Source organism: Streptomyces mayteni (assembly GCF_054783955.1).
In genome coordinates this window covers 153,938-180,300 of sequence record NZ_BAAGPR010000004.1, presented here as the reverse complement: position 1 = coordinate 180,300, position 26,363 = coordinate 153,938, and the positions used below count along the sequence as shown (strand labels likewise).

At 74.0% G+C, this 26,363-nt stretch carries 21 protein-coding genes; 6 read left to right on the top strand and 15 right to left on the bottom strand.

All coding sequences use genetic code 11. The annotated features are described in order from the left end of the window. Positions 1 to 345 precede the first annotated feature (345 nt). Complete coding sequence (locus ACYVPE_RS03585; RefSeq protein ID WP_461031881.1) at positions 346 to 1,356, bottom strand: stage II sporulation protein M; 1,011 nt, start codon at positions 1,354 to 1,356, stop codon at positions 346 to 348. A 57-nt stretch (positions 1,357 to 1,413) separates the two neighbouring features. Between ACYVPE_RS03585 and ACYVPE_RS03580 the strand changes: the two genes are divergently transcribed. Beyond that, complete coding sequence (locus tag ACYVPE_RS03580; protein WP_461031880.1) at positions 1,414 to 2,328, top strand: RDD family protein; 915 nt, start codon at positions 1,414 to 1,416, stop codon at positions 2,326 to 2,328. Here the strand turns inward: ACYVPE_RS03580 and ACYVPE_RS03575 are convergent. The 7 genes from ACYVPE_RS03575 to ACYVPE_RS03545 form a co-directional block, all read right to left on the bottom strand. Beyond that, positions 2,312 to 2,950 carry a hypothetical protein gene (locus ACYVPE_RS03575; protein WP_461031879.1) on the bottom strand — a complete coding sequence of 213 codons (639 nt, stop codon included), beginning with the start codon at positions 2,948 to 2,950 and terminating at the stop codon, positions 2,312 to 2,314. The two genes, ACYVPE_RS03580 and ACYVPE_RS03575, sit on opposite strands and share 17 nt — an antisense overlap. A 64-nt stretch (positions 2,951 to 3,014) precedes the next feature. After that, positions 3,015 to 4,487, bottom strand: a complete 1,473-nt coding sequence (ahcY, locus tag ACYVPE_RS03570) for an adenosylhomocysteinase (protein ID WP_461031878.1) — start codon at positions 4,485 to 4,487, stop codon at positions 3,015 to 3,017. 240 nt (positions 4,488 to 4,727) lie between these two features. Then, entirely contained in the window at positions 4,728 to 5,921 is a 1,194-nt protein-coding gene (gene manA / locus ACYVPE_RS03565) for a mannose-6-phosphate isomerase, class I (protein WP_461031877.1), read from the bottom strand. A gap of 68 nt (positions 5,922 to 5,989) precedes the next feature. Continuing rightward, complete coding sequence (locus ACYVPE_RS03560; RefSeq protein WP_461031876.1) at positions 5,990 to 7,150, bottom strand: SIS domain-containing protein; 1,161 nt, start codon at positions 7,148 to 7,150, stop codon at positions 5,990 to 5,992. Between the two features lie 72 nt (positions 7,151 to 7,222). Then, positions 7,223 to 7,396, bottom strand: coding sequence for a Trm112 family protein (locus ACYVPE_RS03555; protein WP_461031875.1), 174 nt, complete (start codon positions 7,394 to 7,396; stop codon positions 7,223 to 7,225). Positions 7,397 to 7,537: 141 nt separating this feature from the next. Continuing rightward, on the bottom strand, positions 7,538 to 8,896 hold the full coding sequence (locus ACYVPE_RS03550) for a phosphomannomutase/phosphoglucomutase (protein WP_461031874.1): 1,359 nt from the start codon (positions 8,894 to 8,896) through the stop codon (positions 7,538 to 7,540). A gap of 117 nt (positions 8,897 to 9,013) precedes the next feature. After that, complete coding sequence (locus ACYVPE_RS03545) at positions 9,014 to 9,472, bottom strand: DUF3499 domain-containing protein (protein WP_461031873.1); 459 nt, start codon at positions 9,470 to 9,472, stop codon at positions 9,014 to 9,016. 115 nt (positions 9,473 to 9,587) lie between these two features. Here ACYVPE_RS03545 and ACYVPE_RS03540 point away from each other — a divergent pair, with 115 nt between their 5' ends. Then, entirely contained in the window at positions 9,588 to 10,049 is a 462-nt protein-coding gene (locus ACYVPE_RS03540) for a metallopeptidase family protein (RefSeq protein WP_461031872.1), read from the top strand. A 42-nt stretch (positions 10,050 to 10,091) separates the two neighbouring features. Here the strand turns inward: ACYVPE_RS03540 and ACYVPE_RS03535 are convergent, their stop codons facing one another. From ACYVPE_RS03535 to ACYVPE_RS03525, 3 genes are all read right to left on the bottom strand, one after another. Next, on the bottom strand, positions 10,092 to 11,618 hold the full coding sequence (locus tag ACYVPE_RS03535; RefSeq protein WP_461031871.1) for a DUF5719 family protein: 1,527 nt from the start codon (positions 11,616 to 11,618) through the stop codon (positions 10,092 to 10,094). Then, positions 11,615 to 15,214: a glycosyltransferase family 2 protein gene (locus tag ACYVPE_RS03530; RefSeq protein WP_461031870.1), complete on the bottom strand. Its 3,600-nt coding sequence runs from the start codon at positions 15,212 to 15,214 to the stop codon at positions 11,615 to 11,617. The genes ACYVPE_RS03535 and ACYVPE_RS03530 overlap by 4 nt, the downstream gene beginning before the upstream one ends. A 126-nt stretch (positions 15,215 to 15,340) precedes the next feature. Next, the gene (locus ACYVPE_RS03525) at positions 15,341 to 15,604 is read right to left on the bottom strand and encodes a WhiB family transcriptional regulator (protein ID WP_132820341.1); all 264 of its coding nucleotides are present in this window, start codon (positions 15,602 to 15,604) and stop codon (positions 15,341 to 15,343) included. A 487-nt stretch (positions 15,605 to 16,091) separates the two neighbouring features. Here ACYVPE_RS03525 and ACYVPE_RS03520 point away from each other — a divergent pair, with 487 nt between their 5' ends. The 3 genes from ACYVPE_RS03520 to ACYVPE_RS03510 are packed head-to-tail and all read left to right on the top strand — an operon-like array spanning position 16,092 to position 18,905. Then, on the top strand, positions 16,092 to 16,592 hold the full coding sequence (locus ACYVPE_RS03520; RefSeq protein ID WP_461031869.1) for a cysteine dioxygenase: 501 nt from the start codon (positions 16,092 to 16,094) through the stop codon (positions 16,590 to 16,592). A gap of 13 nt (positions 16,593 to 16,605) precedes the next feature. After that, a complete protein-coding gene (gene cofD / locus ACYVPE_RS03515) occupies positions 16,606 to 17,571 on the top strand; it encodes a 2-phospho-L-lactate transferase (protein ID WP_461031868.1) in 966 nt (321 codons plus the stop codon). Next, the gene (locus ACYVPE_RS03510) at positions 17,568 to 18,905 is read left to right on the top strand and encodes a coenzyme F420-0:L-glutamate ligase (protein ID WP_461031867.1); all 1,338 of its coding nucleotides are present in this window, start codon (positions 17,568 to 17,570) and stop codon (positions 18,903 to 18,905) included. The genes cofD and ACYVPE_RS03510 overlap by 4 nt, the downstream gene beginning before the upstream one ends. Before the next feature lie 392 nt (positions 18,906 to 19,297). On the opposite strand, the gene ACYVPE_RS03505 is transcribed toward ACYVPE_RS03510, so the two are convergent. Then, entirely contained in the window at positions 19,298 to 20,392 is a 1,095-nt protein-coding gene (locus ACYVPE_RS03505) for an LCP family protein (protein ID WP_461031866.1), read from the bottom strand. 101 nt (positions 20,393 to 20,493) lie between these two features. Between ACYVPE_RS03505 and ACYVPE_RS03500 the strand changes: the two genes are divergently transcribed. Further along, positions 20,494 to 21,507: a glycosyltransferase family 2 protein gene (locus ACYVPE_RS03500; protein WP_461031888.1), complete on the top strand. Its 1,014-nt coding sequence runs from the start codon at positions 20,494 to 20,496 to the stop codon at positions 21,505 to 21,507. A 57-nt stretch (positions 21,508 to 21,564) separates the two neighbouring features. Here the strand turns inward: ACYVPE_RS03500 and ACYVPE_RS03495 are convergent, their stop codons facing one another. The 3 genes from ACYVPE_RS03495 to ACYVPE_RS03485 form a co-directional block, all read right to left on the bottom strand. Next, the gene (locus ACYVPE_RS03495; protein WP_461031865.1) at positions 21,565 to 23,199 is read right to left on the bottom strand and encodes an LCP family protein; all 1,635 of its coding nucleotides are present in this window, start codon (positions 23,197 to 23,199) and stop codon (positions 21,565 to 21,567) included. Between the two features lie 185 nt (positions 23,200 to 23,384). Next, positions 23,385 to 24,872: an LCP family protein gene (locus tag ACYVPE_RS03490; RefSeq protein WP_461031864.1), complete on the bottom strand. Its 1,488-nt coding sequence runs from the start codon at positions 24,870 to 24,872 to the stop codon at positions 23,385 to 23,387. Between the two features lie 432 nt (positions 24,873 to 25,304). Beyond that, positions 25,305 to 26,129: an LCP family protein gene (locus ACYVPE_RS03485; protein WP_461031863.1), complete on the bottom strand. Its 825-nt coding sequence runs from the start codon at positions 26,127 to 26,129 to the stop codon at positions 25,305 to 25,307. Positions 26,130 to 26,363: the final 234 nt, after the last annotated feature.

Here is a 26,363-nt window from a genome sequence, read left to right as displayed (position 1 = left end):
TTGGATCATGGATCCAACTTCAAAAAATCTGGCATTGACTATTTGGCACGCTGTTGAGTTCTCAAGGAACGGACGCTTCCTTCGGTTCCCTCTCGGGTTCCTCCGGGCTTCCCTTCGGTGTGTCCACTACTTTAGAACCAACCCCCGCCGAATTCCAAATCCGGCCCCGGAGAAGCTGTTTCGGGCAAGCCGAAAGAGACCCTCGCGGGTAGAGCGTTCAGACGCAGTGATTGCCACATAGTGTGGCGGGATTGCTTCCATTTGCCTTCCGGACAAGCCGGCGGCTCAGTGGCAGCTCGGAGAACGTTACGCCCCGGTGGCACCCGCGTCAAGCCGAGACGGCGGTCAAGCGGCGACCGGGGCCTCAGCCGCGCGGTCGGCGGCGGCGAGGTCGCCCGTCTCACCGGCTGCCGCGGCCCGCCGGCCCACGACGAAGACGTAGGCCAGGAAGGCCACTTCCGCCAGCACCCCGATCGCGATGCGGGCCCAGGTGGGCAGCCCGGAGGGCGTGACGAAGCCCTCGATCAGCCCCGAGAGCAGCAACACGAACGCCAGGCCGATGGCCATGCCGATGGCGGTCCGCCCCTCCTGGGCCAGGGCCGAGGCCCTGGTGCGCGGGCCGGGGTCGATCACCGTCCAGCCGAGCCGCAGCCCGACGCCGGCCGCCACGAAGACCGCGGTCAGTTCGAGCAGGCCGTGGGGCAGGACCAGGCCGAGGAAGACGTCGAGCCGGTCCGCCGAGGCCATCAGTCCCACACCGGCGGCGAGGTTGAGCATGTTCTGGAGCAGCACCCACAGCACCGGCAGCCCGAGCAGCGCCCCCAGGGCCAGCGAGAGGCCGGCCACCTGGGCGTTGTTCGTCCAGACCTGCGCCGAGAAGGCGGCGGCCGGGCTGCTCGAGTAGTAGGTCTCATAGGAGCCGCCTGGCCTGGTCATCTCGCGCAGCTGCTCGGGGGCGGCCATCGCGAGCTGGACCTCGGGGTTGGCGGCGATCCACCAGCCGAACACCGCGGTCAGCAGCGTGAACACCAGCGCCGTGGGCACCCACCAGCGCCTGGTGCGGTAGCAGGCGGCGGGGAACGCGGCGGTGAAGAAGTGGAGCGCGTCCCGCCAGGTGGCCTTGCGAGTGCCGACCACCGCGCTGCGGGCCCTGGCCACCAGGTTGGTGAGGCGATTGACCAGCGCGGGGTCGGGGGCCGACGAACGGAGCTGCGAGAGCTGGGTCGCCGTCCGCTGGTAGAGCGCCACCAGTTCGTCCACCTCGGCCCCGCTGAGCCGGGCACGCCGACGGCGCAGCAGGGCTTCGAGCCGATCCCACTCGGCTCGGTGGGCCGCGGTGAACACGTCGAGGTCCATGGTCTGAAGCTTGTCAGACGTCGGTGTCAGACTGTCCAGTGGAAGGGGGAATGCCGGATGAGTCAGCTGGTGACGGGCGACGCGGTGGTGCTGGGCCTTCAGCCCGCGCGGCTGCCGAGCCGGGCGATGGCGCTCCTGCTTGATCTGGCCGTGGTCATCGGGAGCTATCTGCTGATCTCGGTGGTGTTGGTGAGCACCGTGTTGCCGCTCGGCCCGGCCACCGCGCAGGCGATCACCGTGGCGCTGCTCATGTTGGTGCTGGTGGGCGGCCCGATCGCGGTGGAGACGCTGAGCAAGGGCCGGTCGATCGGCAAGGCGGCGTTCGGGCTGCGGGTGGTGCGGGTCGACGGGGGGCCGATCCGGTTCCGGCACGCGCTGGTGCGGGGCGCGGTGGGCTTCGTGGAGATCCTGCTGACGGCGGGCACGGTGGCGTGCATCGCCTCGTTGGTCTCGGCCGAGGGGCGGCGGCTCGGGGATGTCTTCGGCGGGACGCTGGTCGTGCGGGAGCGGCTGCCGGGTTCGGCGGCGGCCTCGGCGCCGATACCCCCGCCGCCGCCGTGGCTGGCTGAGGAGTTCGCGCGGCTCGACCTGTCCAGGGTGCCGGATCCGCTGTGGCTCGCGGCGCGGCAGTTCCTGGCGCGGATGGGGCAGTTGCACCAGGGCGTCGCCTGGTCGATGGCGGCCGGGCTGGCCAACGACATGACGGCCTGGGTCGGGGCGGCGCCCCCGCCCGGGATGCCGCCGGCCGCCTATCTGGCGGCGCTGGTCGCGGAGCGGCAGCGGCGCGAGGCCGCGCGGGTCTTCGGTCAGGTCGCGGCCCAGCCGCCGACGGCCTTCCAACCGGCACCGGCACCGGTGGAGTCGGCGCCGGCGGGGATACCTGCGCAGGCCCCGGCGCCCTTCGTGGCGCGGGAGATACCCGGCGGGTCGGAGGCGGCTCCGCCGGCCGGCGGGTTCACTCCTCCGTCGTAGCCGGGCCCGGCATGCCGGGGGACGGCGGGGAGTCCAGGTCGGCGAGTTCGATCCCGGGGGCCGCGAGCACCACGTCACCTGCCAGGTGGACGGTGCCGCGCTCGCCGGTCTGCTGGTCGTCGACCTGGTAGGCGCGCACCGTGAGCGGCCCGGCGTCGGTGGCGTGCGTGTCGGTGCCGAGCAGCGTCCAGGTCTCGTCGTGGGTGCGTGGCGCGAGCACCGGCGGGGTGAGCGCCACCAGCCGGACGCGGGCGGTCGGTTCGGCCGGGGTGAGCCGCAGCAGGTGGGCGGTGGCCACCAGGAAGGCCGGTGAGGCGCCGGTGAAGGCGCGGGCGGCGGCGTTGCCCTCGGTGCCCTCCCCGCCGGTGGCGGCCAACCGCACCCAGGTGACGCCGTCCAGGGCGGCGCCGCGCACCCGCCAGTCGCCGGCGCTGAGTTCGAGGCGGATGGGGCGGCCGAGGTGGTCGAGCGTGAGGTCGACGGACTCGGCGGGCCGGCCGGCGGGGTCGTCGAGCCGGGAGACGTAGCGCCAGCCGGTGGGCCCGGGGGCGCACTGGAAGCGCTCCTCGCCGAGCGGGGTTCCGTCGGCGGGGTCGTGGCGGAGGTAGCGGCCGCGTGGCATCAGGAGGAGGGGGTGTGGAGCGGGGCGCCCGGCCGGCGTGGGGCCGGCCGGGCGCCGCTCGGGATCAGTAGCGGTAGTGCTCGGGCTTGTAGGGGCCCTCGACCGGGACGCCGATGTACTCGGCCTGCTCGGGGCGCAGCTCGGTGAGCCGGGCGCCGAGCGCGTCCAGGTGGAGGCGGGCCACCTTCTCGTCCAGCAGCTTGGGCAGGGTGTAGACGCCCGTCGGGTACTCGCTGGTCTTGGCGAAGAGCTCGATCTGGGCGATCGTCTGGTTGGCGAAGCTGTTGGACATCACGAACGACGGGTGGCCGGTCGCGTTGCCCAGGTTCAGCAGGCGGCCCTCGGAGAGCACGATGATGGTGTGCCCGTCCGGGAAGGTCCAGGTGTGGACCTGCGGCTTCACCTCGTCCTTGACGATGCCCGGGATGTCGGCGAGCCCTGCCATGTCGATCTCGTTGTCGAAGTGGCCGATGTTGCCGACGATCGCCTGGTGCTTCATCCGCGCCATGTCGGAGGCGAGGATGATGTCCTTGTTGCCGGTGGTGGTGACGAAGATGTCGGCGGTCTCCACCACGTCCTCGAGCCGGACGACCTGGTAGCCGTCCATGGCGGCCTGGAGGGCGCAGATCGGGTCGACCTCGGTGACGACGACCCGGGCGCCCTGGCCGCGGAGCGACTCGGCGCTGCCCTTGCCGACGTCGCCGTAGCCGCAGACCACGGCGGTCTTGCCACCGATGAGCACGTCGGTGCCGCGGTTGATGCCGTCGACCAGCGAGTGGCGGACCCCGTACTTGTTGTCGAACTTCGACTTGGTGACGGAGTCGTTCACGTTGATGGCCGGGAAGAGCAGGGTGCCTTCCTTGAACATCGCGTACAGGCGGTGCACGCCGGTGGTGGTCTCCTCGGTGACGCCGCGGATGTCGGCGGCGGCCTGGGTCCACTTCTGCGGGTTCTCGACCAGGGTGCGGGTCAGCAGCTCCAGGATCACCCGGTGCTCGTCGTTGCTGGCCTCGGTGGCCGGGTCGGGGACCGCGCCGGCCTTCTCGTACTCGACGCCGTCGTGCACGAGGAGGGTGGCGTCGCCGCCGTCGTCCAGGATCATGTTGGGCCCGCCGGAGGGGGCGTCGACCCAGGTCAGCGCCTGCTCGGTGCACCACCAGTACTCTTCGAGCGTCTCGCCCTTCCAGGCGAAGACGGGGATCCCGGCGGCGGCGATCGCGGCGGCCGCGTGGTCCTGGGTGGAGAAGATGTTGCAGGAGGCCCAGCGGACCTCGGCGCCGAGCGCCACCAGGGTCTCGATGAGCACCGCGGTCTGCACGGTCATGTGCAGGGAGCCGGTGATCCGGGCGCCGGCCAGCGGCTGCGCCGCGGCGTACTCCTCGCGGATCGCCATCAGGCCGGGCATCTCGTGCTCGGCGAGGGTGATCTCCTTGCGGCCGAAGGCGGCCAGCGAGAGGTCGGCGACCTTGAAGTCGTCGCCGTTCTGCGCGGTCTTCGGGGTCTGCGGGGCCTGAGCGTCGTTGGCGCTCGTCGTCATGACGGCTTGCTCCTCACGGCGGGGAGTGTTCACGGACAGGGTGCGGCGTCGGACGGCAGGCGAAAGCCCGCCCCGCCCGAGGCTTCACGGTCCGTCGGAGGGCCTTCTTACCCCTCGGCCGGGCGGCCCGCGCGGGGCGCCCGACTGCCATCAGCAGCGACGAAATGACTCCGTCGAATCTACACCGGATGGCGTCGGCGCCCCAGCGGCGGCATCGGATCCCGGCCGCGCCCGCGGGGTTCAGGGGGTGGTGGGTGCGGTGGGTGCGGTGGTGGCCCTGAACAGGGTGCCGGCCCCGGCGACGTCCACCGTCTCGTCGGCCCTGACGTAGGCCGACTGACCTGGCGCCAGCGCGAGTTGGGTGCCCTCGCGGTCCCGCAGCGTGATCCGCCCCGCGGTGCAGAGCAGGATGCTCGGCGTGCCGGCGGGCAGGGTCCTGGTGGGCGCGGCGGCGTCGAGGAGGTGCCGGCTCAGCCGGAACTCCCCGATGGGTGCCGGGTAGTTCTGGTCCGGCTCGCCGGTGGGCCGCAGCACGCCGGGGGCGCCGGCCTCGAAGCGGACGACGCGCAGCAGTTCCGGGACGTCGACGTGCTTCGGGGTGAGCCCGCAGCGCAGCACGTTGTCCGAGTTGGCCATGATCTCGACGCCGAAGCCGCTCAGGTAGGCGTGCGGCACGCCGGCGCCGAGGTAGAGGGCCTCGCCCGGCTGGAGCCGGACGTGGTTGAGGAGCAGCGCGGCGATCACGCCCGGGTCGCCAGGGTAGTGGCGGGCCATCTCGGCGTAGGAGACGTGCTCGGCCGCGGTGCCGGCGGCCAGGGCCTCGGTGGTCCTGAGGACGGTGTCCGCCATCGCGACCGGGTCGGCGGTGAGGACGGCGGTGAGCACCTCGCGCAGCGCGTCGCCCTCGGGCTTGGCGCGGAGCAGGTCGGCGTAGGGCTTGAGCTGGTCGACGCCGAGGCCGTCGAGCAGGTCGGCGGTCTCGGCGGGCGGGCGGAAGCCGCAGAGGCCGTCGAAGGGGGTGAGGGCGCAGATGAGCTCGGGCTTGTGGTTGGCGTCCCGGTAGTTGCGGTGCGGGGCGTCGACAGGGACGCCGCGGGCCTCCTCGTCCGCGAAGCCGGCGACGGCCTGGGGCAGGTCGGGGTGGACCTGGAGGGAGAGCGGGGCGTCGGCGGCGAGCAGCTTGAGCAGGAACGGCAGTCGGGGGCCGTAGGCGGTCACGGTGGCCGCGCCGAGCTCGCCCTCCGGGTCGGCGGCGACGACGTCGGCGAGCGAGGCGGGCCCCGCGCCGCGGTCCACCCGGGAGGGGGCGCCCGGGTGGGCGCCCATCCACAGCTCGGCCTGGGGTTCGCCGGTCGGCTCGGTGCCGAGCAGCGTCGGTATGGCGGTGGGCGAGCCCCAGGCGTAGGGGCGGACGGTGTTGACGAGGCGGTCCATCCGGAGTGTTTCCTGTTCGCTGAGCTGTGGGGCTGTGTGGCCGGTCGGGCCGAGGGTGGGGCGCGCGGTCAGGCGCGGGGGCCTGAGGCGAGGGCCAGGTAGACGGCCGCGAAGTCGAGTTGGGCGATCAGCTCGGCGACGACGACCAGCGGGTCCGTGGTGTCGCCCCTGGTGCCCGAGGTCTCCAACTCGCCGAAGGCCGCGCCCTGTTCGAAGGCGAGTTGGCGGGCGGCCGCGGCGGCGCCCGCCGTCTCCTCCTCGGTGCCCGGCAGCGGGCCGCGCAGCAGCAGGACGCGGGCGTGCAGCGGTGCCGGTTCGTCGACGCGGTCGCGGAAGAAGTCGTCGGGGTCGCCGGCGCCCGAGGCCAGGTTCCCGCCGAGCAGCGTGCCGTGCGCGGTGAGCGCTTCGGGGAGCGCGGCGGTGAGGGTGGGGCGGCCGGCGAGGCCGGTGAGGGTGGCGGCGGCGTGCCTGGCCGCGGCGCGGGCGACCGGGCCCTCGCTCCACAGCAGCGGCAGCGCGGCGCCGAACTCGGCGGCCAGGGTCTTGGCCGGATTGCCGTGGGTGCGGCTGGTGGGGCCGCAGCGCTCGGCGACGGCGTCCAGGCTGTCCGCCATGGTGTGCAGCGCGGCGCCGTCCGCCGGGAAGAGGCCCAGCCGGTCGCCGAGCAGCAGCAGCGGGGCGATCAGCGCCCAGCCGGGCCCGGGGGCGCCGGGATGTCCCGCGGGCTCCTGGTACGGCGCCGGGCTGTAGGGGATCGTCAGGTTGCGGCGGTGCTCGGTGGCCTCGGCGAGCGGCGAGCCGGCCGGGGTGACGGAGACGATGGCGCAGCCGCGCCGGTAGGCGGCCTCCACCAGCAGCGCGAGCCCGGGTTCCGTGCCCTCGGCCGAGGTGATCAGCAGCAGGTCGAGGGGGCCGGCCCAGCGGGGCAGCGGCCAGGTGAGGGCGCCGGGCGCGGCGAGCGCGCCGGTGGGGCGGAGCCGGGAGACGCGCAGCCCGTCCTCGGCGAGGGCGTCGAAGAGGTCGGCGACCAGCCGGGCCTCTGGCCCGGGGCCCGCGACCAGCACGGCGCCCGGGCGGCCCTCCGGGTGGAGCCCGGTCAGCTCGGACTCCTCGGCGCCGCGGACGGCGGTGCGGACGTGGGCCCCCGCGGCGGCGACGGCGCGCAGCAGGCCACGCGGGTCGGCGCGGAGCAGCTCCTCGGTGGCGTCGAGCAGCGATTCGTCGATCATGCGGGCTCTCCGATTCGTGCCCGAGACGCGCCCGAGGGCCGGGAGGGACCGCTCGGGTCGTGGCTGCGGGGCTCAGTCGGTCCTGCGGGCCTCGTCCTCGAGGAGGACGGGGATGCCGTCCTCGACGGGGTAGGCCAGGCCACAGCCGTCGCCGGTGCAGACGAGCTCCTGGTCGTCCTCGCGCAGCGACGCGTGACAGACCGGGCAGACCAGGAGGTCGAGCAGGGCGGCTTCGACGAGTGACATGGCTTCCCTCCGAGGCGGCGGCCCGCTCCAGGTCTGTTCCGGGCGGCTTCGTTCTCCGCTGATCACCCTACCCGCAGGGGTGCCGCCCCGGCACCGGGAACCCGGCCGACGGGGGGCACGTCACCGCGGTGTCCTGCCGGGTCAGGCGCGGACGATGGCCAGCACCTCGTCGCGGATCCTGTCGACGGTGGCCCGGTCGCGGGCCTCGATGTTGAGCCTGAGCAGCGGCTCGGTGTTGGAGGGCCTGAGGTTGAACCACCAGTCGGCGGCGGTGACGGTCAGGCCGTCGAGTTCGTCGAGGGTGACGTCGGAGCGGTCGGCGTAGGCGGCACGGACGGCGGCGGCCCGGCCCGGCTGGTCGTCGACGGTGGAGTTGATCTCGCCGGAGGCCGGGTAGCGGTCGTAGGCGGCGACGAGTTCGGAGAGCGGCCGGTCCTGCTCGCCGAGCGCGGCCAGCACGTGGAGCGCGGCCAGCATGCCGGTGTCGGCGTTCCAGAAGTCGCGGAAGTAGTAGTGGGCGGAGTGCTCGCCGCCGAAGATGGCGCCGGAGCGCGCCATCTCGGCCTTGATGAACGAGTGGCCGACCCGGGTGCGGACGGGGGTGCCGCCGTGTTCCCTGACCACCTCGGGCACGGACCAGGAGGTGATCAGGTTGTGGATCACGGTGCCGCCAGGGGACTTGGCCAGCTCGCGGGCGGCGACGAGGGCGGCGACGGCGGACGGCGAGACGGACTCGCCGCGCTCGTCGACGACGCAGCAGCGGTCGGCGTCGCCGTCGAAGGCGAGGCCGAGGTCGGCGCCGGTGGCCTTGACCCGGGCCTGGAGGTCGACGATGTTGGCCGGATCGATCGGGTTGGCCTCGTGGTTCGGGAAGGTGCCGTCGAGCTCGAAGTAGAGCGGGTCGACATCGAGGGGCAGGCCGGCGAGGACGGTGGGGACGGTGTGGCCGCCCATCCCGTTGCCGGCGTCGACGACGACCTTCAGGCGGCGGATGCCGCCGAGGTCGACCAGGGAGCGCAGGTGGGCCGCGTAGTCGGCGAGGACGTCCCGCTGCTCGACGCCGCCCGGCTCGGCGACGGACTCGGGCGCGCCCTCCTCGGCCCACCGCTCGACGAGCGCCCTGATGTCGGCGAGACCAGTGTCCTGGCCGACGGGCGCGGCGCCGGCGCGGCACATCTTGATGCCGTTGTAGCGCGCGGGGTTGTGACTCGCGGTGAACATCGCGCCCGGTCGGTCGAGTGCGCCGCTCGCGTAGTAGAGCTGGTCGGTGGAGCAGAGCCCGATCTCGGTGACGTTCGCGCCGCGGGCGGCGGCGCCGCGGCCGAAGGCGGCGGCGAGCCCCGGGGACGACGGCCGCATGTCGTGGCCGACGACGATGGCGTCGGCGCCGGTGATCTCGACGAACGCGGCGCCGAACAGGTTCGCGAGGCGCTCGTCCCACTGGTCGGGAACCACGCCGCGGACGTCGTACGCCTTGACGATCTGGGACAGGTCCGGCACAGCTGACCCCTTGTCTGGTGTCGGAGGTTGGCGGTGGCGCGAAGGCCCGGCGGCCGGCCTCTCGGGTCGGGTCGGCCGGACGGGGCCCGGCTCCGGCGTCAATGTACCGGGCGCCCGTTACGAGTCAGGGGGCCGGAGGATGCGCAGGTGGCCGCGGCGGGCGACCTCCATGGGGTCGGCGCCTCTCGGTGGCGGGCCCTGGGGCGGCGGGCTCCGCCTGGGCGGCGTGCGGGCGGCCTCGCGGACGGCGTCGGCCAGGGCCTCCAGGTCGTCCCCGCGGGGCCGGGCCGCGGCGGGGTCGATGGCGAGCCTGACGACCTCCCAGCCGCGCGGCGCGGTCAGCCGCTCCGAGTGCTCGGCGCACAGGTCGTAGCAGTGGGGCTCGGCATAGGTCGCGAGGGGCCCGAGGACGGCGGTGGAATCCGCGTAGACGTACGTCAGCGTCGCCACGGCGGGGCGGGCGCACGCGGTGCGCGAACAGCGACGGACGGGGCTCACGATGTTGGACCGTACCGCACTCCTGAGCGGGCCGCGACGACTCCAGGTGGCGTCACCCCGCCGTGTCGTCCTCGACATGCCCGCGCTGTGGTGATTCGTCTCAAGGTTCTGTCTTGTCCCTGGGTCGCTCCCAGGCCGTCGGACGGTCGGCGTTCTGACCGGAGGGCGTCTCGTCCTCTATGGTCGATGGTTGATGGACAAATCCAGCAGCGTCCCCCCCGCCCCCTCGGGACCGACCGGTCACCGGCATCGGGACCGGCACGGCCGTGGCATGCGCGGCCCCGTGGCTCCCCCGCAGGTGCCGTTGGCGGCCAGCCGGGCGGAGACCTTCGACTCCCTGGTGCACGACTCGGCCGAGCGGCTGCGGCGGAGGCTGCCGCAGCTCGGCTCGGTGGACTTCGCCGTGCAGGAGGTGCCCTGGTTGGACGGCGGGGGTCCGGGGCCCGACGGGGCGGACGCGGTGCCGCTCGGCGGGGTGGTCAGGGGGCGGCGCGGCCGCCCGGACCGCATCGTGGTCTACCGCCGCCCGGTGGAGTTGCGCAGCCGGGACCGCGAGGAGTGCGCCCAGCTGGTGCACGACGTGTGCGTGGAGCAGGCGGCGGAGCTGCTCGGGCTGGCCCCGGAGTCGGTGGACCCCAAGTATGGACAGGACTGAGGGGCTGGCCAGGACTGAGGCGTGCCGCCGGTCGGGCCCTGGTCAGTCGAGCAGGACGGACAGGTCCTGCCGGGTGTCGGGGACCTCGACGGCCGAGTGGTCGTCGAGGAGGGTCTGGACGGTGAAGACCCGGGCGTCCTCGTCGCCCATGGTGAGCGTTCTGGCGGCGAACAGCGGGCCGCCGCCGCTCGGTTGGACGGTGATCGCGTAGGTGCCGCCGGTGCCCTCCGGCAGCTCGGGGGTGACGGTGAGGGTGGTCGCGCCGTCCACCGTGTAGGTCTCGGTGACCGGCTCGCCGCCCTCGGTGCCGGCCGAGATGGTGACGGAGACCTCCGCGGCGTCGCCAGGCGCGGTCAGCGCGAGGGCGGTGCCCGAGGTGGTGTTGCCCGAGACGGTGGCCCGCTCCTCGACGGCCGAGGTGGCCGGGATGAACGCCATCTCGGCCGCGTCCTCCTCGCCGCCGACGACCTGGAGGGCGGCGACCACCCGGCCGGACCCTGACCCGCCGGCCGGGGTGAGCACCACGGAACTGGCCTCGCCCTGCGTCAGGTTGCCGAGGTCGAGGGCGGTCAGCTCGCCGGAGCGCAGCGAGACGGTCTCGAAGCCGGCCGGGGTGATGGTGCCGCCGGGGCCGGCCAGGCCGACCTCCAGGGTGATGTCGTCGTCGCCGGGCGCGAACGCCACCAGGCGGACGCCGGTGGCCTCGGCCGGGATGCCGGGCAGCACCACGGGGCCGTTGGCGGCGGCGGTCGAGGGCGTGAGCCAGTCGGCGCCGCGCTGGGCGTCGACGGCCTCGATCTGGGCGCCGATCCGGCCGGTGCGGGCGGTGACGAGCACGGCGAGATCGCCGACCGCCTCGTCGGTCAGGGTGGAGAGGCGGACCGGGACCGTGGTGCCGCCGGGCACCGTGAAGCCCTCGGCGTTGTCGGTCTCGACCCGGCCATCGGGGCCGAACAGCTCGATGTCGACGACGGTGGCGGCGGCGTCCGGGTTGGTGACGTGGACGTAGTCGCCGCGGCTCTCCGCGGTGCTGGCGCCGGCGAACCAGAACTCGGTGTCCGGGGTCTGGCAGGCGGTGCCGAGCAGGCCGCGGCCGTTGCCGGTCTCCACCCGGGTGGTCTGCTGCACGGTCCAGCCGGGGGCGAGGCCGGCCTCGGCGGTGCCGGTGAGCGCGGGCGCGTCGGAGTCGGTGACGGTCACGGTGACCGGGGCGCCGGCCTCCTCGAGCGGCACCACCGGGTCGGACTCGGCCGGCGGCTCCTCGTCGGAATCGTCGTCGACGACGGAGCCCGCGGAGTGCTCGGGGGCCGGCAGCAGCGCGGCGCTGCCCGCCTCGTCCTGCTCGAACCCGGGGCTGAGCGGCGGCGGGGTAAAGGCGGTGTACCAGGTGGTGGCGCCCTCGGAGGCGGTCGGCCGGGGGCAGGTGAGCGCGCTGCGCTCGACCGCCCGGGGGACGCGGGCCTCCAGGGTGGTCGGCTCGACGTCGTCGGCCGGGCGGAGCGCCGCGACGCCGGTGAGGGCCGCCAGCACCGCGATGCCGGCCAGCAGGGACATGGTCGCGCGGTTCACCGCTGGTCGCTCCCGTCACCGTAGTCGCCCGGGTAGTCATAGGGGGCGGGGTATCGCTGGTCGTAACTCTGGTCGTGGCCCCGCTCGTCCCAGCCGCCGTAGCCCGGTTGCTGCGGGATCTGCTGGCCGGTCCCCTGGTATCCGGCGGGGTCCTGGTAGTCGGGTTGCTGGTAGCCGGGTTGCTGGTAGGGCTGGCTCTGGTAGCCGGTGTCCGCCCACTGGTCCTGGCCGGCGGGCTGCGGGACGTAGGCGGGTTCCGGATCCCGCGGCCCGTCGGCCGGCTCGGCCGGCGACCCGGCCGGCGGTGCCGCATCGGCCTCGGCGGCGGCCACCCGGCGGGCGCGGCGGCCCGTCGGGGCCTCCACCGGCGGGGCCTCCTCCTCCGGCAGGTCGTCGTCCAGCTCGCGGCGCCGGCCGGGCAGCGCCAGCACGACGAGCACCAGCAGGGCGAAGCCCTGGACCCACACCCACACGGTGTGCCCGGTGGGCGTCTCGTGGACGACGGCCAGCCGGCCGCCGCCCTCCGGCAGTTCGAAGACCTGGGCCCAGCCGCCGAGGGTGACCGGGGTCAGCGGCCGGCCGTCGAGGGTGGCGACCCAGCTGTCCGAGGCGGCGTCGGCGAGGCGCAGGATGCGGCCGGCCGGGCCGTCCGGCAGGTCGGCGTGCACCTCGACGGCGCCGGCCGGGACGGCGATCGGCTCGGCGGCCTCGCCCTCCGCGGCCCCTTCGCCGTCGGGCGGCAGCACGGTGACCCGGGAGACCTCGCGGCCGACCCGCCACAGGGCGCTGCCGTCCTCCTGGCTGAGCCGCTGGAGCCCGGGGGTGGTGTCGAGGACGCGGTGCAGGCCGCGCGGCGAACCGTCCTTGACCAGCACGTAGCGGATCGCGTAGTCGGCGAGGACGGCGGTCTGGTCGGCGCCTGAGCCGGCCGCGAGGTTGCCGACCACGCGGCCCAGGTCCGTGTCGTCGCCGACGAGTTCGCCGAGCTCGGCGTCGCCGAGCCGGGCGCCCGAGCCGCGGGCGAGGGTGTAGTCGATGTGCTCGGGCAGCGCGCCGTCGGCGTCGCCGGTGCCGGCGAGGACGAGGGTGCGCGCCTGGTCGCGGGCCGAGCTCTCCTCGGCGACGAACGCCGGCACCTGCACCGGGTTGACGCGCTCCAGCGGGCCGGCGGCGCCGCCGAGGATCCAGCCGGCGGCGACCAGCAGCGGGCCGGCCGCCGAGGCGCCGGCGATGGCCACGGCGACCGGTTGGCGCCAGCCGAAGCTCTGCGCGGCGACCCGGTAGCGGGCGCCGTCCGCGCCGAGCACCGCGGCGCACAGCAGGGCCAGGCCGTAGACCAGGGTGGCGGGTCCCGCCCAGCCCTCGCCGTCCGACCAGATCGCGAAGCCGAGGCCGACCAGCGCGCCGGTCCAGGCGGCGAGGATGGCGAGCCGCCGCTCGGTGCGCAGCAGCGCGCCGAGCGCGGCGAGCACCAGGCCGATCAGCAGCCAGGTGCCCCCGGTGCCGGGGCCGCCCGGGTTGATGTTGAGCAGCTGCTGGGCGCTGGCCCGGGCGGTGGTGAACGGCAGCCCGACCTCGCGGAGGAAGTCGGACGGGCTCAGCAGCACCGACCAGGACCAGGGGCCGAGCAGTACGGCCGGGGTGAGCAGCGCCGCGGCGAGCCGCAGGCCCCGGGCGCGGCGGGCGCCTGGCTCCTGACGGGGCGGCAGGGCGACGGCCAGCGCCGCCAGCAGCACGGCCATCGGCCAGACGACGGGGGTGAAGGCGACGGCGCCGCAGAGCAGCAGCGCGCAGGCCCAGGCCGCGCGCCAGGGGCCGCGGCCGCCGCCGGCGAGGCCGGCGGCCGCCACGGCGGTGCGGGCGAGCGGCGGCAGCAGCACGGCGAGCACGGCGGTGCCGATCCGGCCGCCGGCCAGGGCGCCGGTGACGGCGGGCAGGAAGGCGTAGGCGACGCTGGCCCAGGCGCGGAGCAGCCGGGACATGACCAGCGGCCCTGAGGAGAGGTAGGCGCTGACGCCGGCCAGCGGGACGGACGCGACGAGCAGCAGCGTCATCGCGAGCCCCGGGCTGCCGAGCAGCAGGGTGGAGAGCAGCGCGAGCAGGCCGATGAAGGGCGGGGCCGAGGCGTCGCCGCCGGTGCCGACGGGCTGCCAGGTGTCCAGGTAGCGGTCCCAGAGCGCGCCGGCCTCGCCGGGCGCGGGCAGCAGGGCGCCGCCGCTGAGGGCGCCGGTGCCGAGGAGTTCGCGGCAGGCGAGCAGCGAGGCGAGGAAGAGGACCAGGAAGAGCATGGGCCCGGGGCGGCGGGCCAGCCGCCGCAGCCTGGCGAACTGCTCGATCTCCAGGGAGTCGGACTCGTCGTCGCTCGGTCCCGACTCGACGGCGCCGTGTCGGCCGCCGGAGGCGGCGGCGGGTTCCGAGCGCCCGCCGAAGTTGCTGACGACCTGTTCGACGGTGGTGCGGAGGGTGGCGCCGGCCGGCGGGAAGTAGGGGCGGAGCTCCTTGGGGTCGCTGCCCGGGTCGGTGATGGAGCGGCGGCGGCGCCTGGCGCCGAGCACCCGGCCGGGGACCAGCAGGGTGGAGAGCAGCCCGGTGACCTCGTCGAGCGCGCGTCCCGGGAGCTTGCCGACGAGGTAGCCGAGCACCCGCAGCAGGGTGCCGAGGACGAGCCGGAACAGCACCCAGGGCAGCACGGCCGCGCGGGCGTTGACGAGCAGGGCGTAGCTGGCGGCGGCCTTGTCGACGCGGTGCGGGTTGCCGCCGAGCCGGCCGCCGCAGTCGATGGCGCGGCGTTCGCGGGAGGCGGCCTCGGCGTGCCTGACGACGGCGCCAGGGGCGATCAACACCCGGTGTCCCGCGGCCTGGGCGCGCCAGCAGAGGTCGACGTCGTCGCGCATCAGCGGGAGCCGCCGGTCGAAGCCGCCGAGCCGCTCGAAGACGTCGCGCCTGACGAGCATGCCGGCGGTGGAGACGGAGAGGACGGGCCTGACCTGGTCGTGCTGGCCCTGGTCCTGTTCGCGGCGGTCGAGGCCGGTCCAGCGGCGGCCGCTGTTGGCGATGGAGACGCCGACCTCGAGGAGTTGCCTGCGGTCGTACCAGCCGCGGAGCTTGGCGCCGACGATGGTGGCGGACGGGCTGGCGTCGGCCTGGCGGAGGAGTTCGAGCAGCGCGTCGGGGGCGGGTGCCGAGTCGTCGTGCAGCAGCCAGAGCCAGTGGACCGGTTCGCCGTGCGGGAGTTCGGGCAGGTCGTAGACGTCGTTGTTCCAGCTGCGGGTGACCGGGTCCCAGGCGTTCGGCCGTTTGAGATAGGGGAGCTCGTCCGGGGTGAGCACCGGCGCGGTGCGGACCGCCTCGGCCACGGCGGCACCGAAGCCGGTGCGGCGGGCGAGGTGGAGGACGCGCTCGGCGCCGAGGGCGTCGCTGACCAGGGTGGCCGAGGAGTCGGCGCTGCCGGTGTCGGCGGCGATGACGTCCTGGACCGGGCGGTCCTGGCCGAGCAGCCCGGCAAGCACCTCGGGGAGCCAGCGTTCGCCGTCGTGTGAGACGAGCACCGCCGTGACGACGTGCTGGGGGAATTCGGGATGACTTTGCACGGACATCGAGGTGCGGACCCCGGTTCGCTGGACGGTGGTGGACGTCGCACCACACTAGCGGCTGCCGGTGCCCGGGCCCCTCGTCGTGGGGGACCGCCGTCGTGCGGCCGTCGTGCGGCCGTCAAACGGCCGTCAAACGGCGGCCTTCTTCAGGCGGCGGCGTTCACGCTCGGACAATCCGCCCCAGATTCCGAACCGTTCGTCGTTGGCCAGGGCGTATTCGAGACATTCCGAGCGGACCTCGCAGGCGAGGCAGACCTTCTTGGCCTCGCGCGTGGAGCCGCCCTTCTCGGGGAAGAAGGACTCCGGGTCGGTCTGGGCGCACAGCGCGCGCTCCTGCCAGCCGAGTTCTTCGTCCGCCTCGTCGACCAGCAGTTGCTGGAACAGCTCGGTCATATGCGCGCCCCTCGTCTTCTTTGCGTCCCCGTGATGCCGCCGTTATCGATACCGCTCGAACGACATGAGTGAAATTACAAGCGCGGGCTCTGCGCGGACAAGCCACGATCTGCCATTCACCCGATGATTCACCCTGTGGCACCACAGCCATACGGAAAGTGTTCAAATCGCCACAAATTATGCGCGTTCATCCGTCCTGCGGCGCCTGCCGCTTCTCCTTTACAAGGAGGGACGTACCGAGCGCCGGATTTGTTGCAACCGGCGTCGGTCAGCGACGTAGATCACAGCCGCATCACGGATGGGCAACGCGGCACCTGTCCGGTGTCATCCCCGCATAAACCATTCGGGGACCGGAGCGACCGGAAGTGATGAAACAATGGTCCTGGTCGCGCGTTCGGTTGACGGACGGGCGGCCCGACTCGTTCCTGTAGGGCATCCTTCGAGTCCGACTTCGATCACCGAGCTCACCGAGGCGTACCCCGACTCCATGGACAACGACAACGCGATCGCCGGCGATCCGCTGGCGATCCCGCATCTGCTGCCACCCGTTCCCGAGCACCCCAGCACCGTGGCGGAGTTCGCCGCCCTGGCCGGCGCGCTGGCCGGGGACCGCGAGTGTTGGGCGCCCCTGGTGCGGTACGACGCGGCGAGCCGCTGGTACCACCGGCTGCGCACCGGCCCCGGATACGAGGTGTGGCTGCTGAGCTGGGTGCCTGGGCAAGGCAGCGGGCTGCACGACCACGGCGAGTCGAGCGGCGTCTACACCGTGCTGGCCGGCGCGTTGACCGAGTCGACGGTGGGCCGCGGCGGGCGGGTGCTGACCCCGGGCTCGCTGCGGGTGCTGGCGCCGGGGTTCGTGCACGAGATGGTCAACGCCTCGTTGGAGCCGGCCGTCAGCCTGCACGTCTACTTCCCCGGCCTCACCCAGATGCGGATGCACCAACGGGCGCATTCCGCACCCGTGCCCCGTTCGACGGCGGCCTGCTGACAGACTGGCGGGCATGCGACGCATCGTGGTTCTGTCCGGCGGCATCGGCGGCGCCCGCTTCCTGCGCGGGCTCAAGCGGGCCGCCCCCGACGCGGACATCACCGTCATCGGCAACACCGGCGACGACATCCATCTGTTCGGCCTCAAGGTCTGTCCCGACCTCGACACCGTGATGTACACGCTGGGCGGCGGCATCCACGAGGGGCAGGGCTGGGGCCGCGCGGACGAGACCTTCACGGTCAAGGAGGAGCTGGCCGCCTACGGCGTCGGGCCCGAGTGGTTCGGCCTCGGCGACCGGGACTTCGCGACCCACATCGTCCGCACCCAGATGCTGGAGGCCGGCTATCCGCTCAGCGCGGTCACCGAGGCGCTGTGCCAGCGGTGGCAGCCGGGCGTCCGGCTGCTGCCGATGACGGACGACCGGGTCGAGACGCATGTGCTGATCGACGACGGGGTCGGCGGCCGCAAGGCGGTGCACTTCCAGGAGTACTGGGTGCGGCTGCGGGCCGCCGTCCCCGCGCACGCGGTGGTGCCGGTCGGCGCGGACCAGGCGAAGCCGGCGCCCGGCGTGCTCGAGGCCGTGGCCGCGGCCGACGTCATCGTCTTCCCGCCGTCCAACCCGGTGGTGAGCGTGGGCACCATCCTCGCGGTGCCCGGCATGCGCGAGGGCATCGCGAGCGCCGGGGTGCCGGTGGTCGGCCTCTCGCCGATCGTCGGCGACGCGCCGGTGCGCGGCATGGCGGACAAGGTGCTCGCGGCGGTCGGCGTCGAGGCCACCGCGGCGGCCGTCGCCCAGCACTACGGTTCGGGGCTGCTCGACGGCTGGCTGGTGGACACGGTGGACGCGCACGCGGTGAAGGCCGTCGAGGACGACGGCATCCGCTGCCGGGCCGTGCCGCTGATGATGACGGACCTCGACGCGGCCGCCGCCATGGCCACCGCGGCGCTGGAACTGGCCGAGGAGGTCACGGCCGCATGACGAGCGAGCTGCCGGCTCCCGCGTACTCCGTGTGGGCGGTTCCCGGCATCCCCGAGGTGGCGCCGGGCGACGAGCTGGCCAAGCTGATCGCCACGGCCGTGTCGGCCACGGCGGGGCCCACCGGGGGGCCGGCGCTGGTCGACGGCGACGTCGTCGTCGTCACCTCCAAGATCGTCAGCAAGGCCGAGGGGCGGGCCAGGCGGGCCGACGACCGCGAGGCCGCCATCGACGAGGAGGCCGTCCGGGTGGTGGCCCGCCGCGGCCGCACCAGGATCGTCGAGTCGCGGCACGGCTTCGTGATGGCTGCGGCCGGCGTGGACGCCTCCAACACCCCCGCCGGCACGGTGCTGTTGCTGCCGGAGGACCCGGACGCCTCGGCGGCCGGGATCCGGCGCGGCCTGCGCCAGCTGCTCGGCGTGGACGTCGGGGTGCTGGTCACCGACACCTTCGGCCGCCCGTGGCGCGAGGGGCAGACCGACGTGGCGATCGGCGCCGCCGGGCTCGCCGTCCTCGACGACCTGCGCGGCTCGACCGACCCGCACGGCAACGAGCTCGGCGTCACGGTCACCGCGGTCGCCGACGAACTCGCGGCCGCCGGCGAGCTGGTGAAGGGCAAGACGGCCGGGCTGCCGGTGGCGGTCGTCCGCGGCCTGGCCCACCTGGTGGGCGAGGGCCCCGCCACCGCCCGTGACCTGGTGCGGGACGCCGGCTCCGACATGTTCAGGCTCGGCACCTCGGAGGCGGTCAGGGAGGCCGTGGCGCTGCGGCGCACGGTGCGGGAGTTCACGGACGCGCCGGTCGAACCGGCCGCGGTGCGGCGCGCCGTGGCCGCCGCGGTGACGGCCCCGGCGCCGCACCACACCACGCCCTGGCGGTTCGTGCTGCTCGAGTCGGCCGAGGCGCGGCGCGGGCTGCTCGACGCGATGCGCGACGCCTGGATCGCGGACCTGCGGCGGGACGGGAAGTCCGAGGAGTCCATCGCCCGCCGGGTGCGGCGCGGCGACGTGCTGCGGGCGGCCCCTTACCTGGTGGTTCCCTGCCTGGTGGCGGACGGCGCGCACGACTACCCGGACGAGCGGCGCGCGACGGCCGAGCGGGAGATGTTCGTGGTGGCGATGGGCGCCGGCGTGCAGAACCTGCTGGTGGCGCTGGCCGGCGAGGGCCTCGGCTCGGCGTGGGTGTCGTCGACGATGTTCTGCCGCGACGTGGTACGGGCCGAGTTGGCCCTGCCGGCCGACTGGGACCCGATGGGCGCCGTGGCCATCGGCCACGCGGCCTCCCCCCCACGGCCGCGACCGCCGCGTGCGGCCGACGCCTTCGTCACGACCCGCTAGCCGGGCGGCTCCGCCGGCCTGGCCATGCTGGCGGCTGCGCCGCCGCGGGGTTGACCCCACCCACCCGCCCTAGTCCGCGCGCTGTCGCCTGGCGGCGGAGCCGCCGCCGGGCCGAAAGCTCGGCCGTCGGCGACCGCAACTCCGGGCCGAAGGCCAGGCCAGGCCGGCGGCTTCGCCGCCAGTTTGACCCCACCCACCCGCCCTTTTCGCGCTCCGCGCGGTGGCCTGCCGGGCCCGGCCTTTCGCGACCGCGCCTCCGGGCCGAAGGCCCGGGCGTCGGGCGTCACGTCCGCGCGGAGCGCGGAGGAAAGGGCTAGTGGGGGCACCTCCCAGCCGCCAGGCTGGGGGAGGGTGGGGCCAAAACCCCGGCGGCGAAGCCGCCGGGGGCCGGGTCAGCAGTTGGCCGGCTTCGGGTTGGGGGTGGCGGAAGCCGCGGCCGTCGGTGAGGGGGCCGCCGTGGGGTCGTCGGTGCGGAGGGCGGTGAAGAGGCGGTCGCTCTCCGGGCGGTCCCAGAGGACCGTGGAGCCGAGGCCGTCGACCTCGCGGTTCTGGTCGGCGACCGGGACCGAGGTGAACGTGACGTTCGACGTGTCGAAGTCCCGCATCAGGCCGGCCAGTTGCAGCATCTCCTCGGCCCCGAAGCCCGGGTCGGCGGCGACCGAGCCGAGGAGGGCGTCGACCGTGCGCCCCAGCCTGGTCGGGTTGAGCAGCACGCCGTCGTCGATCACCCGGTCGAAGAAGGCCGCGAGGAAGTCCTGCTGACGTGCCATCCGGTCCACGTCGGAGCCGCCGTCGACGTGCCGGGCGCGGACGTAGGAGAGGGCGCCTGCGCCGTCGAGGACGGTGCGGCCGGCGGGGATGTCGAGCCCTGCGCTCTCGTCCCGCATCGGCTCGGCCGTGCACACGGCGACGCCGCCGACCTCGTCGACGGCGCCCGCGAAGCCGGCGAAGCCGACCTCCAGGTAGTGGTCGACGCGCAGTCCGGTCAGCGCCTCCACGGTGCGCACCATCAGCGGCGGGCCGCCGTGCGAGAGCGCCGCGTTGAGCTTGTCCGGGTGGGCGTCGTGGTGCCCGTCCGCGAGGACCAGGTCGTGGCCCGGCAGCTTGGCGTAGCTGTCGCGCGGCAGGCTCACCACCGTCATCCGGTCGCGGGACTCGGAGAGATGGAGCAGCATCACGGCGTCGGCGCAGTAGCAGCCGACGTCGCCCACCTGGTAGCGGCCGCGTTCCGCCTCGGTCAGGCCCTCGCGGGAGTCGGTGCCGATCAGCAGGATGTTGAGGCCGCGACCGGCGTCGGGGCGGTCGGCGAGGCCGTCGAACGGGTCGACGCGGCGTACCCCCTTGGCGGCCGAGTCGACCACGGCGTGGCCGACGCCGCTGGTCAGCAGGGTCAGGGCGGCGAGCCCGCCGGCGAGCCGCAGGCCCCAGCGGCGAGCAAGGCCTCGGCGGCGGTCGAGACGTGACGTCGTGGTGCTGGTGGTGGGCATCCGGGCACCTCCCGCGCCCAAGGTATGTCCATACGATCTTCGACCCGGGGCCGGCGCGCTTCGGGGTCCCCCGTTCGCGGTAACGTGAGCCGGTGACCAGCATTCCGACCCCCGCCGTGTCCGTCATCATGCCGGTGCTCAACGAGGAGCGGCATCTGCGCAGCTCGGTCCGGCACATTCTCGAGCAGGAGTACCCGGGCGAGATCGAGGTCGTGATCGCCCTCGGCCCCTCGACCGACCGCACCGACGAGATCGCCGCCGAACTGGTCGCGGCCGACGAGCGGGTGCGCACGGTCCCCAACCCGACCGGCCGGACGCCGGCCGGGCTCAACGCGGCGATCGAGGCGTCCTCGCACCCGGTGGTGGTGCGGGTGGACGGCCACGGGATGCTGTCCCCCGGCTATATCGCGACCGCGGTGCGGCTGCTCCACGAGACGGGCGCGGCCAACGTCGGCGGCATCATGCACGCCGAGGGCGAGAACGACTGGGAGCACGCGGTGGCCGCCGCGATGACCTCGCGGATCGGCGTCGGGAACGCCGCCTTCCACACCGGTGGCGCGGCCGGCGAGGCCGAGACCGTCTACCTGGGCGTGTTCCGCCGCGAGGTGCTCGAGCGGCAGGGCGGCTACAACGTGGAGTTCATCAGGGCCCAGGACTGGGAGCTCAACTACCGCATCAGGCAGGCCGGCGGGCTCGTCTGGTTCTCGCCCGAGCTGCTGGTGTCCTACCGGCCACGGCCCTCGGTGGCGGCGCTGGCCAAGCAGTACCGCAACTACGGCCGTTGGCGGCACGTGGTGGCCCGCTACCACTCCGGCTCCATCAACCCGCGCTATCTCGCGCCGCCGGTGGCGCTGGTGGCGATCGCCGCCGGCCTGGTGGTGGGCGTGGTGCTGACGCCGTGGGGCCTGCTGGTCCCCGGCGGCTACCTGGCCGCGATCACGCTGGGCTCGCTGCCGGCCGGCAAGGGGCTCGGCCTCGGCGCGCGGCTCCGGATCCCGCTGGCGCTCGCCACCATGCACCTCTCCTGGGGCTGGGGATTCCTCACCAGCCCGAGGAAGCTGGCCCGGCAGGTCATCGCCTCCCGCCGGGAGCCCGTCGCCGCCGAGCAGCCCTGACCGCGGTCCTGGTAGCCGGACCGGGACGCGCCGCGCCCCGGCCGGCGGCCCGCGCGGCTACCAGGTGTAGGCGGGGTTGACCGACATGCAGTCCTTGTCGTCGCCGAAGAGGATGGCCTCGTCGTCGACGGCCTGCTCCTCCTCGCCCGTGCCCGTCTCGCCGCCGGTCTCCTCCTGGGACGGCTCCGGGTAGTCGGCGCCCTCGCGCCAGTCGTTGCCCACGATCAGGGTGATCCCCGCGGCGCTCGGCGATATCCGGACCGCGGAGTGCGGCAGGCCCATGGCCTCGGCCACCGCCTCCGCGTTGGCCTGCTGCGCGTTCGTCGGGTAGAGCACCATGGAGTCGGGCTGCGGCTCAGAGCCGAGATCGGTCGTCGCGCCCGTGTACCCGCGGGCCACGAGCTCCTCGGTGATGTCGCTGGCCCGGCCGTCCGCCGGCGCCTCGCCGGTGGTCACGTCGCCGGTGCCGTTCCGTACCAGGACGGCGACGTCCGCCGCCGGATCCGGGGTGGACTCGGGGGTGGCGGGCTCGTCGGTCTCCGCGGCGTCCGACGCCCCGTCCTCGTCCTCGGCGGGCCGCGCCTCCTGGTCGTCCAGCGGGATGTCGTCCCTGACCAGCGCGAACAGCGCTTCCGCCTCGGCCGGGTCGGGGACCACCGTGACGTCCGGGTTCTCCGGGTCGGGCAGCCACGGCATGGTGATGCTGTTGATCCGGTCGCCAGGCACCGAGCGCAGGTCCTCGCCGAGGCCGTAGAGGTCCTGGACGCTGGCGAGGTCGTTGTCGACGGTCAGCGCGTTGGTGGCGGCCTCGGCCAGGTCCATCAGCTCGCCCGGGTTGGTCAGCGAGGTGCTGCCCTGGAGCTCGTCGGCCATGTTGCTCAGGTACATCTGCTGGCCCCTGGTGCGGCCGACGTCGCCGCCGTCGCCGAACGCGTGCCTGGTGCGCAACCACTGGAGCGCCTGCTCGCCCTCCACGACGTTGTCGCCGGCCGGCAGCCGCAGGTGCGACTCCGGGTCGTCGACATTGGCGTCCACGCAGACCGGGACGCCGCCGACGGCGTCGGCCATGCTGACCACGCCCTCGAAGTCCAGCATCATGAAGTGGTCGATCGGGATGCCGGTCATCTCCTCCCAGGCGGCGACGGTGCAGCCGGGGCCGCCGTGGCCGAGGGAGGCGTTGATCCGGTCGTAGCTCTCGGGGTAGACCTCGCCGGTCTCCGGGTCGGTGCACTCCGGAATGGTGATCATGGTGTCGCGCGGCACGCTGATCAGCGTGATGTTGCTGCGGTCGGCCGAGGCGTGCATCAGCAGCTGCACGTCGGCGCGCTCACCGCCCTCGCTGCCGCCGCCGAGCTCCTGGTTGGCGCCCTCACGGGAGTCGGAGCCGAGCAGCAGGATGTTGAGCGGAACCTGACCGTCCGCGTTGGGCGTGGCGCGGTCCAGGCGGTTGCCGCCCAGGTTCAGGTCGTCCGACTCGATGTTGCCGTTGAGGTGCTCGATGTAGAAGTAGACGGCGCCGGCCGCGGCCAGCACCAGGAACGCGAGCGAACCCGAGGTCCAGAGCAGGACCCGCCGCCAGCGCGGCTTGGGCTTCTTCCGGCCGCGACGCGCCTCGGCGCGCCCGCCGCCTCCGGCGGCCGAAGCCGGCTCGGCCGGTTCGATCGGCTCGGCCGGTTCGGTCGGCTCCGTCACGCGGGGCAGCGGAACCGTGCCGTCGGGGAGGCCCCGCTCGGCGGAACCTCCACCCTCGCCTTCCCCGCGTATACCACTCCTCCGCACGGGATCCCCCACTTCCACTTCCACTGTGATCGGCTCCGCCCGGCCCAGGCGGAGGTCATTCCGTCGGGGCCGGGCGGAGCCAGGTTAAACAGGCGCAGTCAACTTGCGCAGACGCTCTCGTCGTCCGCGGTGATGCTGTCGACGTCGTCCGGCAGCTCCGCCGGAATCTCGATGGGCTCGCCCGGGCCGCGGAAGTCGTTCCCGAGGACCAGCATCATGGGCGTGTCGCCCCGGTCCTCGTCGACCTGCTGGAGCGCCGAGTCCGGGAGGCCCATGACCTCGGCGAGCGTGGCGGCCTGGCCAGCCTGGTCGGCACCGTACTCCAGGGTCGTCGTGTCCTGCGACTCGGGGGCGTTGCTCTTGTTGGTGCTCAGCGGCATGCCCTGGACGTTCTGCAGCCACTCCAGGGTCTGTTGGGCCGCGCCGATCACGTCGCCGCCGTTGTAGACGTCGACCCTGACCTCGGCCGCCGGCACGGGCTCGGCCGCCGCCTCCTCGGCGGCTGCCTCCTCCTCGGCGGCCTGGTTCGGGTCGATGTCCTCCTGGATCATCCGGAAGATCGGCGCGGCGCGCCCCTCGTCCAGGACGACGGTGGCGCGGGCGTCCTCCGGCTCGTCCGGGTTGTCGACCACCGGCACGGTCACGAAGTTCATGTCGGACATCGGGACCCGGCCGACGTCCTCGGCGAGCAGCCGCAGGTCGTTGACGTTGGAGATCTCGTCGTCGACGGTGAGCGCCCGGGTGGCGGCGTCGGCGAGGTCGAGCAGCCTGGTGGGGCTGGAGAGGATGCCGCCGTCGGTGATCTGCCGGGCCATCGAGGCCACGAACTGCTGCTGGAGCTTGATCCGGTCCAGGTCGCCGCCGTTGCCCACGCCGTAGCGGGTGCGGACAAAGGACAGCGCCTCCTCGCCCTCCACGGTGTGCTCGCCGGCCGCCAGGTCGAGCCCGGACTTCGGGTCGTCGATGGGCTCCTCGAGGCAGATCGGCACGCCGCCGACCGCCGACGACAGGTCCTTGACGGCGTTGAAGTCGGCCATGATCAGGTGGTTGATGGTGACGCCCGTCATCTCCTGGACGGAGTTGACGACGCAGCTCGGGTCGCGGCCCAGGGCCCCCATCGACTGGTTGAACCGCACGCCCTCGGAGGCGGGGATGGTCTCCGTCGTGCCGTCCTCGGCGGTGACCTCGCACTCGGGGATGTCAGTGATCATGTCGCGGGGGATGCTCAGCCCGGTGGCGTGCTCGCGGTTGGCCGAGAAGTGCATCAGGATCGTGGTGTCGTTGCCCTCGCTGGCCTCGCCACCGTAGGAGTCGTTGCCGTCGCCGGTGCGGCTGTCGGTGCCGATGAACAGGATGTTCACCGGGTCGCCGTCGCCGTAGTCGGCGGAGACGCCGGCATCCACCCGCGTCAGGTTGCCGTTCAGCCGCTCCCACAGGTACCAGGCGCCGAGCGAGGCGATCAGCACCAGCATCGCGACGGTGCCGCCGAGCCAGGTCAGCACCCGCCTGGTGCGGCTGCGCTTCTTCTTGACGTTCTTGCCGCGGCGCCGGTTGACCGGGGCGCGGCGATCACGCTGCCCTGGCACCGGCTTGTCGCCCGCGTTGGGCGGGGCGCTGCCGCCCGGCGCGGGCGCCGGGGCGCGACGCTGCCGTGGCGGAGTGTTACGCGCGGTGCGTGCGCCCCCCTCGGCCGCCGACCCGACGTCGCCGGTCGGGCGTTGGCCCCGACCGCCGGCACCGCCGGGCCGCCCGGGCTGCCTGGCGCCCGGCAGGCGCAGCTCGTAGTTACCGGTGTCTGGGTTCAGTACCCACTGATCCGCGGGGTCGACATCGCCCGCTCCCCCACGTCCCTGCGCGTCCACGTCTCCGTGCGCCCTCCGTGTGCCTGCTCGAGGATCAGACGGCACACACTAGCCGCCAGGTTCCGCGCGCAGCGATGGCGGTGACGCATTCCACCCCCGTCAGCGACGCCAATCCTCCTGCTCCTCCCTCTTTCTGGGGTTTTATCGCCTTGCTCTTTACCCGCACATGGTGTTCGCCGCCGCGTCATCCGGCGCCGCGAGGGGCGGTCCGCCGTCGTCGGCGGAGACCGGCCGGTCCTCGCGCAGCCGCGTGAACAGGGCTTCCGCGTCGGCCTCGACGAGCGCGGTGCGATCACCCGTTTCCGTGGGAACGGTGAGGAATCGGAGCGCGTCGCGCGGTACCGAGCGAATCTCGCGCAGGAGGTCGTACAGCTCGCGAAGGGAGTTGAGCTCCGTGTCGGATGTGATGGATGAGGTCAGGGCGTCAAGCACTGGCAAAAGTTTGGCGGGGTTGAGCAGCACCCCGCTGCTGACGAGCTTTCTGCCCAGTGCGTCGAGCGTGCAGGGCTCGATTCCGCCGAGGGCGTCGGCGACCCGGCCGACCACGGCGTAGTCGACGATGAGGTGGTGGTCGACCCGGATGCCGGTGAGCCCTTCGAGGGTGCGGATCAGGCAGGCCGCGCCGCCGCTGGCGTAGGCGGTGTCGAGGGTGCCGCGCCGGGCGGCGAGCCTGGTGCCCTCCGGGCCCGCGCAGCGCGGCACGGCGACGCCGAGCGCGCGCGGCAGCGCGACGGCGGTGCCGCTGCTCCGGTCGCCGGCCAGGTGGAAGAGGAGCACGGTGTCGGGGCTGCGCTCACCGGTGCCGATGACCAGGATGTTCTCGGCCTCGCTGCCGGGCGCGCGGGTCGGCCGCTCCGCACGGTGCCGCTCCAGCTCGTCCGCGGTGGTGACGTCCGTGACGATGTTGCCGTCGAGGCCGCGGAGGTAGCACCAGCCGGCGGTGGCCGAGCCGAGCACCAGCAGGGCCACGGCGGCCGCCACCCAGCGCAGCCTGATCCGGCGGAGGAACCGGCGGCGGAGGAACCGGCCGCGGAGGAATCGGCCGCGCGGGACCCGGCCGCGAAGGATCCCGCCGCGCCGAAGCCGGCCCCACCGTGACCCGGTCCACCGTGACCCGGTCCACCGTGACCCGGTCCACCGTGACCTGGCCCACCAGGATCCGGCCCACCAGGACCTGACGCGCCCGACCCAGCGGCGAACGAGGCCCGGCGGCTC